A 17,343-nucleotide genomic window follows, 5' to 3' on the forward strand; every position below is an offset into this window, starting at 1 on the left:
CCGACGTGCTGCCGGACGATGGCGCCGTGTTGTCGGTCGCGGTGCAGCGCCGGGACCGGGCGGAGGCGCAGGCGCTGCTGCACGCCCTGGCGGAGCTGCACGTGCACGGGGTGCCGGCGACCTGGCAGTCGTGGTTCGCCGACACCGGCGCGCGCCGGGTCGACCTGCCCACGTACGCCTTCCAGCACCAGCGCTACTGGCCCGAAGGCGGGCCCGCGAAGCAGGCCACCCCGGACGGCGGCGACGCCGACTTCTGGGCCGCCGTCGAGCGCGGCGACCTGGCCGCCCTCGCCGCCGAACTCGGCGACGACACCGAGGACCTGGACGCGCTCGGCCCGGCCCTGCCGCTCCTGGCGCGCTGGCGTCGGCACCGGTCCCGGGACACCGCCCTGGACGGCTGGTCGTACCGGGTCGGGTGGGAGCCGGTGCGGCCGGTCCCGGCAACCCGGCTGGCCGGGCGGTGGCTGGTCGTCACCGTCGACAGCGGCGCCGACGCGGGCGTCGCGAAGACCCTCAACCAGGCGGGCGCCCGGGTGGACACGCTCACCGTGCCGTCCACCCTCGCCCGCGCCGAACTGGGCGAACGGCTGCGCCGGATCAGCGGGGAGGGCTGGGCCGGGGTGCTCTGCGTGCTGCCCCGCCAGGACCGGCCCCTGGCGCACACGCCGGCGGTGCCCGCCGGCACGGCGATGCTGCTCACCCTCACCCGAGCGCTCACCGACACCGGCCTGCCGGGACGGGTGTGGGCGCTCAGCCGCGCCGCGTTGCCGGTCACGGCCGGGGAACGGGCCGGCGACGTCTGGGCCGCCCTGGCCTGGGGCCTGGGCCGCGTCGTCGCCCTCGAACAGCCGGACCGCTGGGGCGGCCTGGTCGACCTGCCCGAGCGTGCCGACCGGAGCACCCGCACCGGGCTCGTCGCGGTCCTGGCCGACGGCACCCTGGACCAGGTCGCCGTCCGCCGCAACGGCCTCTTCGGCCGGCGGCTGATGCCGGCCGCGCCGCCGGCCGGGTCGGGTTGGCGGCCCGCCGGGACGGTGCTGGTGACCGGTGGTACGGGTGCGCTGGGTCGGCACGTGGCCCGCTGGCTGCTGGCCAACGGGGCGGGCGAGGTGGTGCTCGCCTCGCGGCGGGGTGCGGCGGCGCCGGGCGCGGCCGAGCTGATGGACGAGCTTGGCGCGGTGCGGGTGGTGGCGTGCGACGTCACCGACCGGGCGGCCATCGACGCCCTCGTGGCGGACCTGCCCGGGCTGACCGCCGTCGTGCACACCGCCGGGGCGTCCGGCGGCACCACCCCCGCGTACGAGGTGACCGACGGCGAGCTGTCGGAGACCCTGGCCGGCAAGGTGCTCGGCGCCGTGCACCTCGACGCCGCCTGCCGGGGCCGCGACCTCGACGCGTTCGTGGTCTTCTCCTCGGTCGCCGGCGTCTGGGGCGGCGGTGGGCAGGCCGGCTACGCGGCCGGCAACGCCCTGCTCGACGCGCTCGTCGCCGCCCGCCGGGCGGCCGGACTGCCCGCCACCGCCCTGGCCTACGGCCCGTGGGCGGAGGACGGCATGGCCGCCGGCGAGACCGCGGACGGCCTGCGTCGCCGCGGGTTCAGCCCGCTCGCGCCCGACGCCGCCGTCGCGGCGCTGGGCCGCTGGGTGAACGCCCCCGAGGCGGCGCCGGTGATCGTCGACGTCGACTGGTCCCGGTTCGTCACGGCGTTCACCGCCGCGCGGCCGAGCCACCTCTTCGACCGGGTCGCCCCGGCCGCCGCCGAGGAACCGGAGCGGCCGGAGAGCGCGGCCGCCACCGACGGGCTGCGGGCCAGGCTCGCGGCGCTGCCGGCGACCGGCCAGGAGGCGCTGCTGGTCGACCTCGTCCGCGCGGAGGCGGCGGCCGTCCTCGGCCACCCCACGACCGACGAGGTGCCGGCCGGCCGGGCCTTCCGGGAGCTGGGCTTCGACTCCCTCGCCGCCGTGCAGTTGCGCGACCGGCTGGGCCGGGTCACCGGCCTCACCCTGCCGTCGACCGTGGTCTTCGACCATCCGTCGGCGGCGGAACTGGCCCGCTTCCTGCGTACCGAAATCGTGGTCGGCGCGGACGGCGGCCCGGCGGCCGGCGGCGCGAGGACGGCCCGGCCACCGGCGGACGAACCGATCGCCATCGTCTCCATGGCCTGCCGCTTCCCCGGCGGGGTGTCGTCGCCGCAGGAGCTGTGGCGGCTGCTGGCCGACGGCGTGGACGCGGTGACGCCGATGCCCACCGACCGGGGCTGGGACCTCGACGCCCTGTTCGACACCGACCCGGAGCGGGTCGGCACCAGCTACACCCGCAGCGGCGGGTTCCTGCGGGACGTGGCCGGCTTCGACGCCGCGTTCTTCGGGATCAACCCGCGCGAGGCCCTCGCCATGGACCCGCAGCAGCGGCTGCTGCTGCACACCACCTGGGAGGTCTTCGAACGCGCCGGCATCGACCCGCACCGGGTACGCGGCTCCGCCACCGGCGTCTTCATGGGCACCAACGGGCAGGACTACGCCACCCTGCTGCTGGGCGCCCGGTCCCAGGTGGAGGGCTACCAGGCGACCGGCAACGGCGCGTCGGTGGTCTCCGGTCGCCTGGCGTACTCCTTCGGGCTGCACGGCCCGGCGGTCACCGTCGACACGGCGTGCTCGTCGTCGCTGGTGGCGCTGCACCTGGCCGCACAGGCCCTGCGCAGCGGCGAGTGCGATCTCGCCCTGGCCGGCGGCGTGACGGTGATGTCGACCCCGGGGGCGTTCCTGGAGTTCTCCCGGCAGCGCGGCCTGGCCGCCGACGGGCGGGTCAAGGCGTTCGCCGAGGCCGCCGACGGCACCGGCTGGGGCGAGGGTGTCGGCGTCCTGCTGCTCCAGCGGCTCTCCGACGCCCAGCGCGACGGCAACCGGATCCTCGCCGTCGTCCGGGGCAGCGCCGTCAACCAGGACGGCGCGAGCAACGGCCTCACCGCGCCGAACGGGCCCGCGCAGCAGCGGGTCATCCGGCAGGCGCTGGACAACGCCGGCCTGACCCCCGGCGACGTGGACGTCGTCGAGGCGCACGGCACCGGTACCACGCTCGGCGACCCGATCGAGGCGCAGGCGCTGCTGGCGACGTACGGCAGGGACCGCTCCGCCGACCGGCCGCTGTGGCTGGGGTCGGTGAAGTCGAACATCGGGCACACCCAGGCGGCGGCGGGCGCCGCCAGCCTGATGAAGATGGTGCTGGCCCTGCAACACGAGGTGCTGCCGGCGACCCTGCACGTCGACGCGCCGACCCCGCACGTCGACTGGACGTCCGGCACGCTGGCGCTGCTCACCGAGGCGCGAGCCTGGACCGGCACGGAGGGGCCGCGCCGGGCCGGCGTCTCCTCGTTCGGGATCAGCGGCACCAACGCCCACGTGATTCTCGAAGAGGCCCCGCAGCGGCCCGAGCCGGTCGCCGCCGACGGGGAGGGGCCCGAGGCGACCGTCGGGCACGGCGAAGCGCGACCCGACCAGCGCGCCGTGGCCCTGCCGTGGCCGGTCTCCGCCGCCGACCTGCCCGCGCTGCGCGCGCAGGCCGGACGGCTGGCCGACCGGGTCGCGACGGACGACGACCCCGCCGACCTGGTCGCCTGGGCGCTCGCCGACGGCCGGGCCCACCTCGGCCGGCGGGCCGCCGTGGTCGCCGCCGACCGGGAGACCCGACTGGCCGCGCTGCGGGCGCTGGCCGGCGGCGAGGCCCACCCCGCGCTGGTCACCGCCCGGCGGCGCGCGGGCGGTCTCGCGGTCCTCTTCTCCGGCCAGGGCGCCCAGCGCCCCGGCGCCGGCCGGCAGTTGTACGACACGTTCCCCGTCTTCGCGGCGGCCCTCGACGAGGTCTGTGCGGCGCTGGACCACCAGCTGCCGCAGCCGCTGAAGCCGGTGCTGTTCGCGGCCGAGGGCAGCGCCGAGGCCGCGCTGCTCGACGAGACGGTGTTCACCCAGGCGGGGCTGTTCGCGCTGGAGGTGGCCCTGTTCCGGCTGGTCGAGTCGTTCGGGGTGGTGCCCGGGCACGTCGCCGGGCACTCGATCGGCGAGATCACCGCCGCGCACGTCGCCGGGGTGCTGTCCCTCGGGGACGCCGCCACGCTGGTGGCCGCCCGGGGCCGGCTCATGCAGGCCCTGCCCGCCGGGGGCGGGATGCTCGCCGTCGCCGCCGACGAGGCGGCCGTGGTCGAGTCGCTGGCCGGGCTGGGCGACCGGGTCGGCGTCGCCGCCGTCAACGGCCCCACCGCCGTGGTGCTCGCCGGGGCCGTCGACGCCCTCGACGGGCTGGAGCGGCTCTGGCGGGAGCGTGGCGTACGCACCCGGCGGCTGCGGGTCAGCCACGCGTTCCACAGCCCGCTGATGGAACCGATGCTGGCCGGGTTCCGGGCCGTGCTCGACGGGCTGACGTTCGCCGCGCCGCTGCTGCCGATCGTGTCGAACCTGACCGGGCGGCTCGCGGAGCCCGACGAGATCCGTACGCCCGACTACTGGGTGCGCCACGTCCGGGAGGCCGTCCGCTACGCCGACGGGATCGCCGCACTGCGCGACGCGGGCGTGGACACCTTCCTGGAGCTCGGCCCGCAGGCGGTGCTGACCGCGATGACCGCCGGCCTGCTGCCCACCGACGAGGACGGGACGGCCGTGGCGGCGCTGCGCGCCGGCGCCGACGAGCCGGCCGCCCTGCTCACCGCGCTGGCCGTCCTGGACGGCAGCGGGCGGGACGTCGACTGGGCGGCGGTGCTCGCCGCGCTGGCCGGCCCCCGTCCGGATCCCCGCCGGCTGCCCGAGCTGCCGACGTACGCGTTCCGGCCGCAGCGCTACTGGCCGACCCTCGACGCGGCCCCGACCCCGGCCGCCGACCCGGTCGACGACGCGTTCTGGCGCGCCGTCACCGACGGCGACCTGGGCCGCCTCGGCCTCGACCCGGACCAGCCGCTGCGCGACCTGCTGCCGGAACTCGAGTCGTGGCGCCGCCGCCAGCAGCTCGACGGCACCCTCGCCGGCTGGCGGTACCGGGTCACCTGGGAACGCCGGGCGCTGACCGGCGCCGACCCCGGAACGTGGCTGGTGGTGGCCCCGCCGCACCAGGTCACCGACCGGGTGCTCGCCGCCCTCACGGCCGGCGCCGCGACGGTGCACCTGCTGACCGTCGACCCGGCCACGGCCACCCGCGACGGCCTGGCCGCCGACCTCGACCGGCTCGCCGCCGCGCACCAGCCGACGGCGCTGCTCTCCCTGCTGGCGCTCGACGAGGCGCCGCACCCGGAGCAGACCGCGCTGCCGACCGGCCTGGCGGCGAACCTGCTGCTCGTGCAGGCGCACACGGGCCGCTCCGGCCCGTCCGTGCCGCTCTGGCTGGCCACCACGGGCGCCCTCGCCGTCGACGACGAGCCGGTGGCGCACCCGACGCAGGCCACCACCTGGGGCCTCGGGCTCGTCGCCGCGCTGGAGCACCCCCGGCACGTCGGCGGAGTCGTCGACCTGCCGGCCGGCCCGGACGAGGCGGCGTACGCGGCCCTGGCCGCCGCCCTGACCAACGCCGACGGGGAGGACCAGCTCGCCGTACGGCAGGCCGGCGTGCACGCCCGGCGCCTGGTCCGCGACACCGCACGGCCGGCGGCCGGCGGCGGGTACCGCCCGAACGGTACCGTCCTGCTCACCGGCGGGACCGGGGCGCTCGCCCGGCACGCCACCGACTGGCTGGGCCGCAACGGTGCCGAGGTGCTCCCGCTGGCCGAACCGGCGACGGGCAAGCTCGGTGACCTGATGGAGCAGCTCGCCGCCGAGAGCCGGCCGGTGACCGCGCTCGTGCACGTCCCGGCGGAGACCGGCTCGGTGCCGCTGGCCGAGCTGACCCTCGCCGGCCTGGCCGCCGACCTGGCCGCCACCGTCGGCGACGTCCCGAGGTACGCCGACGAGCTGGCGCACCGGCCGCTCGAGGCGTTCGTGCTGTGCACCTCCACCACGGGGGTGTGGGGCGCGGGCGGCCGGGCCGGCCAGTCCGCCGGCGACGCGCTGCTGCACGCCCTCGCGGCGAACCGGCGCCACGGCGGCCTCGCGGCCACCGCCGTGGCGTGGGGCCCGTGGGACGACGACCCCGAGTCGGCCGAGCTGGCGCAGTTGCGCCGGCGGGGCCTGCCGGGCCTGCCCCCGGAACTGGCCGTCGAGGCCTTCGGGCAGGCGCTGCGGGAGGAGGCGGCCCTGGTGCTCGCCGACGTGCGCTGGGACCGGTTCGTGCCGACGTTCGCGTCGATGCGGCCGTGCCCGCTGCTGACCGGGGTCCCCGAGGCGGGCGCGGCGATGCCCGCCGACGACGACCGCCAGCCGGCGGACGACGAGGCGGCGACCGCGCTGCGGGAGCGGCTGCGCCCGCTGGGCCCCGGCGAACGGGAGGGCGTGCTCGTCGAACTCGTGGGCAACCTGGCGGCGGCCGTGCTCGGCCACACCGGGGGCACCGGGCTGGAGCCCGACCGGGCGTTCCGCGAGGTCGGCTTCGACTCGATGACGGCCGTGGAGCTGCGCAACCGGCTCCGCGCCGCCACCGGCGTCCAGCTGCCCGCCGCCGTGGTGTTCGACTACCCGACGCCGGCGGCGCTCGCCCGGCACCTGCGCGACCAGCTCGTCGAGGACGGCGCGGCCGCGGCCGCGCCGCTGCTCGCCGAACTGGACCGGCTCGACGGCGTCTTCGCGGCCGACGCGCCGGACCGGCTGACCCGGCAGAAGCTGCTGGTGCAGCTGCAGGCGTTCGTCGCCCGGTGGGGCGACGACCGCGGGCCCGTCGAGGAGAAACCGGCCACGCACACCCTCGACGACGCCACCGACGCCGAGATCTTCGATTTCATCCACCGCGAGCTGGGTGGCCCCGGCGGCAATTTGCCGGGCTTCTGAAAATGGTGTCGGGCGACCGTTGTCGACGGTCGTGACGACCTCGGCCGGGCGGGTCCGCGTACCCGCCCGGCCGCACCCCGCGAGGGCGGCGCGCCGGGGCGCCCGCGAGGCGGGTCGGCCCAGCCTGCGCCCCCGCCGCCTAGGGGCACCCGTAGGGGCAGGCTAGGGGTTGTGACCGCCGTCCGGCGACAATTACCTTTCGTCCGGCGCGGCAGGCCTGGTGGGGACTGAAACGCTTTTTGTCTGGGCAATTCGTGGTCGGCTGAATGGGCTTAGATCTTCGCGGCTTGTGGCGTCTGTGGACGGTATTGGGTCGCTGTTTCTTTCCGGCCCGAAGAGGTGGCGTCAATGGCGACTGAAGATACGCTCCGGGAGTACCTGAAATGGGTGACGGCGGACCTTCACCAGACCCGGAGGAAGCTCGGCGAGCTTGAGGCGGCCAGCCGCGAGCCGATCGCCATCGTCGGCATGGCCTGCCGGTTCCCGGGCGGCGTGGACTCCCCCGAGGAGCTGTGGGAACTCGTCGACTCCGGTCGGGACGCCGTCTCCGCGTTCCCCGCCGACCGCGGCTGGGACCTGGCGCGGCTGTTCCACCCGGACCCCGACCACCCCGGCACGTCGTACGTCGCCGAGGGCGGCTTCGTCGAGTCGGCCACCGACTTCGACGCCGCGTTCTTCGGCATCTCGCCGCGCGAGGCGCTCGCCATGGACCCGCAGCAGCGGCTGCTGCTGGAGACCTCCTGGGAGGCGTTCGAGCACGCCGGCATCGACCCGTCGACGCTGCGCGGGCACCAGGTGGGGGTCTTCGCGAGCACCACCGGCCAGGACTACGTGGGCCTGCTCCAGCAGCCGCCGCCCGGCACCGAGGGCTACATCCTCACCGGCACCGCGGCGAGCGTCGTGTCCGGCCGGATCTCGTACGCGCTCGGTATCGAGGGTCCCGCCGTCACCGTCGACACCGCCTGCTCGTCGTCGCTGGTGGCGCTGCACCTGGCCTGCCAGGCGCTGCGGCAGGGGGAGTGCACCCTGGCGCTGGCCGGCGGGGCCACCGTCATGTCCACCCCGTCCGCCTTCATCGGCTTCAGCCGCCAGCGGGGCCTGGCCTCCGACGGCCGGGTCAAGTCGTTCGCCGCCGCCGCCGACGGCACCGCCTGGGGCGAGGGCGCCGGCCTGCTGCTCGTCGAGCGGCTCTCCGACGCGCGACGCAACGGCCACCCCGTCCTCGCCGTGGTACGCGGCAGCGCGGTCAACCAGGACGGCGCGAGCAACGGCCTGACCGCCCCCAACGGCCCGTCCCAGCAGCGCGTCGTGCTCCAGGCGCTGGCCAGCGCCCGGCTCGCCCCGGAGCAGGTCGACGTCGTGGAGGCGCACGGCACCGGCACCACCCTCGGCGACCCGATCGAGGCGCAGGCGCTGCTGTCGACGTACGGGCAGGGCCGGCCGGCGGACCGGCCGCTCTTGCTCGGTTCGGTCAAGTCGAACATCGGCCACACCCAGGCCGCCGCCGGCGTGGCCGGCGTCATCAAGATGGTGATGGCCCTGCGGCACGACACCGTGCCGGCCACCCTGCACGTCGACGAGCCCACCCCCAACGTGGACTGGACGGCCGGCGCGGTGGCGCTGGCGACCGAGCCCCGGCCGTGGCCCGCCGGTGAGCAGCCCCGCCGCGCGGGCATCTCCTCGTTCGGCATGAGCGGCACCAACGCCCACGTGATCATCGAGGAGGCGCCCGCCGACGACCCGGCCCCCGCGGACGCCCCGGACGGCCCCGTCGCCGCCACCGACCCGGGCACCGCGACGGCCGCCGCCACCGGGCCCGCCCCGGTCGCCGGGGCCGGCCTCGTGCCGGTGCTGGTCTCCGCCCGCGACGCCGAGTCCCTGGCCGCGCAGGCGACCCGCTGGGCCGACTGGCTCGACGGCCGCCCCGCGCTGCGCCTGACCGACGTCGGCTGGTCGTCGGCGCGCACCCGGGCCAGCCTCGAACACCGGGCCGTGCTGCTCGCCGCCGACCGCGCCGACCTGACCGCCGGCCTGCGCGCGCTGGCCGCCGGCGGCGACGCCCCCGGCCTGGTCACCGGCGCCGGTCCGCGCGGCGGCAAGCTCGCGTTCCTCTTCTCCGGCCAAGGCGCGCAGCGCAGCGGCATGGGCCGCGAGCTGGCCGCCGCGTTCCCCGTCTTCGGCCGGGCGCTGGCCGAGGTCTGCGCCGAGCTGGACCGCCACCTGCCCCGCCCGCTCACCCCCGTGCTCTTCGCCCCCGAGGGCGACGAGGCCGCCGGGCTGCTCAACCAGACGCTCTACACCCAGGCCGGCCTGTTCGCCGTCGAGGTCGCGCTGTTCCGGCTCCTGCAGAGCTGGGGGATCGTCCCGGACGTCCTGCTCGGCCACTCGATCGGCGAGCTGTCCGCCGCGCACGCGGCCGGCGTGCTGTCGCTGCCCGACGCCGCCACGCTCGTCGCGGCGCGGGGCCGGCTGATGCAGGCCCTGCCGGCCGGCGGCGCGATGCTGGCCGTCCAGCTCCCCGCCGACGCCGTCCGGGCCGCCCTGGCCGGCGTCGAGGACCGGGTCGCCGTGGCCGCCGTCAACGGGCCCACCGCCGTGGTCGTCTCCGGCGCGGCCGACGCCGTCGAGGAACTCGAACGCCGCTGGGCCGACCAGGGCGTACGCACCAGGCCCCTGCGGGTCAGCCACGCCTTCCACAGCCCGCTGATGGAACCCATGCTCGCCGAGTTCGCCGCCGTGCTGCGCGGGCTGGAGCTGCACCCGCCGGCGCTGCCGATCGTGTCGAACCTGACCGGTGCGCTCGCCGACCCCGACGAGATCCGCACCGCCGACTACTGGGTGCGGCACGTGCGGGAGGCCGTCCGGTTCGCCGACGGCGTCGACCAGCTGCGCGCCCTGGGCGTGCGTACGTTCCTGGAGGTCGGCCCCAGCGGGGTGCTCACCGCGCTGGCCCGCGACGTCCTGACCGCGGCCGGCGCGGACGACGACACCGCCGCCGTGGCGCTGCTGCGTCGCGACCGCCCCGAGCCCGCGTCCGCGCTCACCGCCCTCGCCGAGCTACACGTCGGCGGGGTCGAGGTGGGCTGGGCGGAGCTGTTCGCCGGCGCCGACACCGCCCGGGTGCCCCTGCCCGGGTACGCCTTCCGCCGGCAGCGGTTCTGGCCCGAGCCGCCGCCCGCCGCCCCCGGGGCCACCGCCACGGACGGCGACGACGAGTTCTGGACCGCCCTGGAGCAGGCGGACGTCGACACCCTGCGCGGCGAGCTGGGCGACGACGACGAGCAGGTCCGGGCGCTGCTGCCGGCCCTGCCCGTGCTGACCTCCTGGCGCCGGTCCCGGCGGGAACGCTCCCTCGTGGACGGCTGGTCGTACCAGGTGACCTGGCAGCCCGTGCCGGTCGAGGACACCGACGGCCCGACGGGCCGCTGGCTGGTCGTGCTGCCGGCCGACGACGCGCCGGCGTGGGCCGACGGCCTCGCCGGGCTCTTCGGCGACGCCGAGCCGCTGGTGCTGCGCGTCGGCGCGGCGGACCTCGACCGCGCGGCGCTCGCCGCCCGGCTGCGCGGGACGATCGACGACGGGGGCGTCGACGGCGTGCTCGCCGTGGTCGCCGGCCAGGACCGGCTGCTGCCCGAGCACCCCGGCGTGACCCTCGCCGCCGCCGGCACCCTCGCCCTGGTCCAGGCCATGACCGACCTCGACCTGGTGGCCCCGCTGTGGTGCGTCACCAGCGGCGCCGTGGCGGCGGCCCCGGGCGACCGGGTCGCGCACCCGCTGCAGACCGAGGTCTGGGGCCTCGGCCGGGCGGCGGCCGTCGAGCAGCCGCACCGCTGGGGCGGCCTGGTCGACCTGCCGGCCACCGTCGACGACGCCACCGCCCGGCGGCTCGCCGCGGTGCTCGCCGGCCACGGCGGCGAGGACCAGGTGGCCGTGCGACCCGGCGGCACCTGGGCCCGACGGCTCACCCCGGCCCCGCCGGCGGCGGACGAGCCGCCCGCCGGCGACTGGTGCTCCGGCACCGTCCTGGTCACCGGCGGCACCGGCGCCCTCGGCGGGCACGTCACCCGCTGGCTGCTCGGCCGCGGCGTCGGACGGGTGGTCCTGGCCAGCCGCCGGGGCGCCGCCGCACCGGCCGTGGCGGACCTGCTCGACGCGTACGGCGCCGACGGGCGGGTCACCGCCGCCACCTGCGACGTCACCGACCGGCGGTCCGTGGCGGACCTGGTCGGCTCGCTGCCCGACCTGACCGCGGTCGTGCACGCCGCCGGCACCGACCAGCTCACCCCGCTGACCGACACCACCCTCGACGAGTTCTCCCACGTCGTCGCGGGCAAGGTGCTCGGCGCCCTGCACCTCGACGCGTGCCTCGCCGACCGCGAGCTGGGCGCGTTCGTCATGTTCTCCTCCATCTCCGGCGTGTGGGGCAGCGCCGGCCAGTGCGCCTACGGCGCCGGCAACTCCCTGCTGGACGCCCTGGCCGTCAACCGGCGCGACCGGGGCCTGCCGGCCACCGCCGTCTCCTGGACGGCCTGGGGCGGCGAACACGGCATGGCCGCCGAGAACGTGGCCACCGAGCAGCTCAACCGGATGGGCCTGCCGCCCGTCGACCCGGAGAAGGCGCTCGTCGCGCTCGACCGGGCGCTGCGCCGCCCGACGCCCTGCGTGACCGTCGCCGACGTCGACTGGACCCGGTTCCACCCCGCGTTCACCGTGGCCCGGCCCAGCCCGTTCCTGGGCGACCTGCCGCAGGTGCGCGCGCTCGTCGCGCAGGAGGAGGCCGCCACGTCGACCGCGGGCGGGACCGCCGCGCCGCTGCGTCACCTCGCGGCGCTGCCCGCGGCGGAACAGGAACGGGAACTGCTGCGGCTGGTCAACGATCAGACCGCGGCGGTGCTGGGCCACGCCACCCCCGACGAGCTGCGCGGGCGCCCGTTCAAGGACCTCGGCTTCGACTCGCTGACCGCCGTGGACTTCCGGGGACGGCTGAACACCGCCACCGGCCTGCGGCTGCCCACCACGCTGGTCTTCGACTACCCCACCCCCGCCGAGCTGGCCGCGCACCTGCGCGAGCTGGTCTCCGGCGCCGCCCCGGCCGACGCCCCGCAGACCGTCGTCGTGGACGCCGACGAGCCCGTCGCGATCGTCGGCATGGCCTGCCGCTACCCCGGCGGAGTCGACGGGCCGGAGGCGTTCTGGCGGCTGGTCGCCGACGGCGTGGACGCCATCTCGCCGTTCCCCACCGACCGGGGCTGGGAGATTCCCGAGCCGACCGAGGGGACGCACCCCCCGGCGGGCGGCTTCCTCTACGACGTGGCGGACTTCGACCCCGCCTTCTTCGAGATCTCGCCCCGCGAGGCCCTCGCCATGGACCCGCAGCAGCGGCTCACCCTCGAGACGTCCTGGGAGGCGCTGGAGCGGGCCGGGGTGGATCCCGCGACGCTGCGCGGCACCCGTACCGGCGTCTTCGTGGGCGCCTCCACCTCCGGCTACGGCACGGGACTGACCGAGGTCCCGGAGGGCGTCGAGGGCTACCTGATGACCGGCGCCGCGCACAGCGTCATCTCCGGCCGGGTCGCGTACGCCCTCGGGCTGGAGGGGCCCGCCGTCACCGTCGACACGGCCTGCTCCTCGTCGCTGGTGGCGCTGCACCTCGCCGGGGCGGCGCTGCGGCGCGGCGAGTGCGACCTGGCGCTGGCCGGCGGCGTGGCGGTGATGGCCACCCCCACGGCGTTCCAGGAGTTCTCCCGCCAGGGCGGCCTGGCCTCCGACGGGCGGTGCAAGTCCTTCGCGGCCACGGCCGACGGCACCGGCTGGTCCGAGGGCGTCGGCATGCTGCTCGTGCAGCGGCTCTCCGACGCCCGGCGGCAGGGCCGCCGCATCCTCGCCGTGGTACGCGGCTCCGCCGTGAACTCCGACGGCGCGTCCAACGGGCTGACCGCCCCCAACGGCCCCTCCCAGCAGCGCGTGATCCGCCAGGCGCTCGCCAGCGCCCGGCTGAGCACCACGGACGTGGACGTCGTCGAGGCGCACGGCACCGGCACCGTCCTCGGCGACCCGATCGAGGCGCAGGCCCTGCTGGCGACGTACGGGCAGGACCGGGGCGACGCCGGCCCGCTGCTGCTGGGCTCGGTGAAGTCGAACATGGGCCACGCGCAGGCCGCCGCCGGTGTGGCCGGTGTGATCAAGATGGTGCTGGCGATGCGCGAGGGCACCGTCCCGGCGTCGCTGCACGTGGACACGCCCTCGCCGCATATCGACTGGTCGGCCGGCGACGTGGAGCTGGTGACCCAGTCCCGGCCGTGGCCGGCGGTCGGCCGGCCCCGCCGGGCGGCGGTCTCCTCGTTCGGGATCTCCGGCACCAACGCGCACGTGGTCGTCGAGCAGCCCGCCGACACCGACGTGCCCGACGACGTCGAGGCGGCGCCCGCCCCGGCCGCCGGGCTGGTCGCCGCCGACGCGGTGGTGTGGCCGGTCTCGGCCCGCTCGACCTCGGCCCTGGCCACGCAGGCGTCCCGGCTGGCCCGGCACCTGCGCGCGCACCCCGGCCTCGCCCCGGCGGCGGTCGGCTGGTCCCTCGCCACGACCCGTTCGGCGTTCGACCGGCGCGCCGCGGTGCTCGGCGTGACCCCCGGCGAGCTACTGGCCGGCCTGGACGCGCTCGCCGCCGGCACGCCGGCCGGCAACGTGCTGACCGGCACCGTCGCCAACCACGGCGCGGGCCCGGTGTTCGTCTTCCCGGGGGCCACCCCGGCGGGCGCGGCGGCCGGCCTGGTGGGCCGCTGCCCCGTCTTCGACGACACGCTCGCCGAGTGCCGGCAGGCCCTCGCGCCCTGGGCCGACGTCGACCCGGCCGCGCTGCTGACCGGCGCGGACACCTCCTGGGGGGAGCGGCCGGAGCTGGCCGGACCCGTGCTGTTCGCCGTCGGGGTGGCGCTCGCCGCCGTCTGGCGGCACGCCGGTGTCACCCCGGCCGCGGTCGTCGGCGACGGCGACGGCGAGATCGTGGCCGCCTGTGTGGCGGGCCTGCTGTCCCTGCCCGACGCCGCCCGGGTGGCGGCGCTGCGGGCCAGGGCCGCCGCGGGCGAGCTGGACCCGGAGGGCCTGCGCGCCGCCCTGGCGGGGATCGCGCCGCAGGCCGGGACCGCCCGGCTGGTCTCCACCGTCACCGGGGACTGGACCGACCCGGCCGCCCTCGGCGCCGACCACTGGGCCGACCCGGCCGCCCTCGGCGCCGGGCACCCGGCCGGGGGAGCGGAGCAGCTCGACGCCGCCCTCCGTACCGCCGTCGCGGCCGGACACCCGACCTTCGTGGAGGTCTCGCCGGAGCCGGCGCTGACCGCCCGGGTCGCCGCCGTCCTCGACGCGACGGGCACCACCGGCCACGTCCTGGACACACTCGGCGGGACCGACGACGCCGCCAGCCGGCTGCTGAGGGCCCTCGCCGCCGCGCACACCCTCGGCCTGAGCGTGGACCACCGCCGGCTGCTGCCCGAGACCGAGCCGGTCGACCTGCCCACGTACGCCTTCGAACGGCACCGCTACTGGCTGGAGCGCACCGGCGCCCACCGCACGGTCCTGCCCGCCGTGGGCCTCGACGTGGTCGACCACCCGCTGCTCAGCGCGGTGGCCGACCTGCCCGGCGACGAGGGCCTGCTGTTCACCGGCCGGATCACCCTCGCCACCCACCCCTGGCTCGCCGACCACGCCGTGCTCGGCACGGTGCTGCTGCCCGGGACGGCGCTGGTGGAGCTGGCGTCCTGGACCGGGCGGCAGGCCGGCACGGCGAGCGTCGCCGAGCTGAACCTGGAGGCGCCGCTCGCGATCCCCACCGAGGGGGGAGTCGACCTGCGGGTGCGCGTCGGCCCGCCGGACGGGACCGGGCTCCGGCCGGTCGCCATCCACACCCGGCGCGACGACGACACCGCACCCGACGGGTCCCGGGCCTGGCAGCGGCACGCGTCCGGCCAGCTCGGCGACACCGTCGACCCGGAGGCCGCGCCGGCGGCCGTGTGGCCGCCCGCCGACGCCGAGCCGATCGCCCTCGACGGGCTCTACGCCCGGCTCGCCGCCCAGGGCTACCACTACGGCCCCGCCTTCCGCGCGCTGCGCGCGGCGTGGCGCTCGGGCACGGACATCCTCGCCGAGGTCGCGCTGGACGCCGACGCGTCCACCGACACCACGGCGTTCTCCGTGCACCCGGCCCTGATGGACGCGGCGCTGCACGCCATCGGCGCGAGCGCCACCGCCGGCATGGGCGGCGACCCCGCCGACGCCGGCGCGACGCCGGCCACCGACGGCGGCCCCGACATCCGTCCCGGCCTGCCGTTCACCTGGTCGGGCGTCACCATCCGCCCCACCCGCGCCCGCGAGCTGCGGATCCGGCTGCGCGCCACCGACGCCGGGTCCGTGGCCCTGACGATCACCGACACCGGCGCGACGCCGGTCGCCTCCGTCGAGGGTCTGGTCCTGCGGCCCATCTCCGGCGAGCAGCTCAGCGCCGCCCGCCGCTCGGCCAGCCGGTCCCTGCACCGCCTCGACTGGGTCGCCCCGACCGCCGGCCGCGCCGACGGCACCCCCCGGCTCGTCGCCCTCGGCGGCGACTGGCCCGGCGCCGAGGGGCACGCGGACCTTTCCGCGCTGGTCGCCGAGGTGCGCGCGGGCGGCCCCGTGCCCGACGCGGTGGTGGCGACCTGTGTGGCGACGACCGCCGACGAGCCGCACCCGGCCGCCCAGGCGCACCGGGTCGCCCACCGGATGCTCGCGCTGGCCCAGCAGTGGCTGGCCGAGGAGGCCCTGACCGCCGCCCGGCTGGTGGTGGTCACCCGCGGCGCCGTCCGGGTCGACCCGGACGAGCGGATCGCCGACGTGCCGGCCGCCACCGCCTGGGGCCTGCTGCGCTCCGCCCAGTCCGAGAACCCCGACCGGATCGTGCTGCTCGACGTCGACGACGACGGCTCGGCCGCCACGCTGCTGCCGGCGGCCCTGGCCACGGGCGAACCCCAGCTCGCGGTACGCGCCGGCCAGCTCCGGGTGCCCCGGCTGACCCGGCTCGGCCCGCCCCCGGCCGAGGTGCCCGGCCCCGACCTGGCCGCCGGCACCGTCCTGGTGACCGGGGCGACCGGCCTGCTCGGGCGGCTCGTGGCGCGACGGCTGGTGACCCGGCACGACGTACGGCACCTGCTGCTGGTCAGCCGCAGCGGGACGGACGCCCCGGGCGTCGCCGCGCTGGTCGACGAGCTGACCGGGCTGGGCGCCACCGCCCGGGTGGTCGCCTGCGACGTCACCGACCGCGACGCGCTCGCCCTGCTGGTCGACCAGATCCCCGCCGACCTGCCGCTGACCGGCGTGGTGCACGCCGCCGGGGTGCTCGACGACGGCGTCCTGCCCGCCCTGACCCCGGACCGCTTCGACACCGTGCTGCGCCCCAAGGTCGACGCGGCCTGGCACCTGCACGAGCTGACCGAGAAGCTGGACCTGGCCGCGTTCGTGCTCTTCTCCTCGGCGGCCGGCCTCTTCGGCGGCCCCGGGCAGGCCAACCACGCGGCGGCGAACTGCTTCCTCGACGCCCTCGCCCACCACCGGCGCGACCGGGGACTCCCCGCGCTCTCGCTGGCCTGGGGGCCGTGGGTCAACGACACCGGCGACGGCCAGACCGGGCACGTCGACGAGGCCCGGATGAACCGGGGCGGCTTCGTGCCGCTCGGCGCCGACGAGGGCATGGACCTGTTCAGCGAGGCGCTGCGCTTCGCCGAGCCGGTGGTCGTACCGGTCAACCTGGACCTCGCCCTGATCGGCCGGCACGGTCCGGCGGCGGTGCCGCCGGTGCTGCGGTCGCTGGTCCGGCCGGCGACGACCGGCGCGGTACGGGCCGCCGAACGCGACCCGGCCGAGGCGCTGCGGGAGACCCTCGCCGCCACGGCGGAGGCCGACCGCGACCAGGTGCTCTCCGACCTGGTCCGCACCCACGCCGCCGCGGTCCTCGGCTACGCGTCGATCCGCTCGATCGACGTCGAGCGCGGCTTCGTCGAGCTGGGCTTCGACTCGCTGACCGCCGTCGAGTTCCGCAACCGGCTCAACGCGGCCACCGGCCTGCGGCTGCCGTCCACGCTGATCTACGACCGGCCGACCACGGCCGCGCTGGTCGAGTACCTGCGGGGCGCGCTGCTGGCGGAGCGGAGCACGTCCGCGCTGACGGTGCTCGGCGAGCTGAACAAGCTGGAGCACGCCATGCGGGCGGTGGCCTCGGCCGACACCGACCGGGCCGCCGTCGGCGCCCGGCTGCGTGAACTGCTCTCCCTGTGGACCTACACCGAGTCCGGTGCGGACTCCGCCGCCGACGAGGGCGCCAGCCTCGAGTCGGCCTCCGCCGAAGAGATCTTCAGCCTGCTGGACGAAGAGTTCGGCTCGGCCTGATCCGGCATGTCGCACACCTCGAACCCCGATACGG

General features: G+C 77.5%; 2 protein-coding genes. Both read left to right on the top strand.

The features are described 5' to 3' along the window. Window positions 1-6,896, top strand: a 6,896-nt coding sequence (locus V6U77_RS23430) for an SDR family NAD(P)-dependent oxidoreductase (RefSeq protein WP_442934489.1), incomplete at its 5' end; no start/stop codon positions are given. A 348-nt stretch (window positions 6,897-7,244) separates the two neighbouring features. After that, on the top strand, window positions 7,245-17,309 hold the full coding sequence (locus V6U77_RS23435) for a type I polyketide synthase (RefSeq protein WP_334608780.1): 10,065 nt from the start codon (window positions 7,245-7,247) through the stop codon (window positions 17,307-17,309). The last annotated feature ends 34 nt before the right edge of the window (window positions 17,310-17,343 follow it).

Source organism: Micromonospora sp. CPCC 205546, assembly GCF_036902715.1.
GTDB lineage: Bacteria > Actinomycetota > Actinomycetes > Mycobacteriales > Micromonosporaceae > Micromonospora.

What these genes read in the sequence shown, in the direction of transcription:
- V6U77_RS23435 (WP_334608780.1), top strand. Translation starts at nt 7,245, where the DNA reads ATGGCGACTGAAGATACGCTCCGGGAGTACCTGAAATGGGTGACGGCG.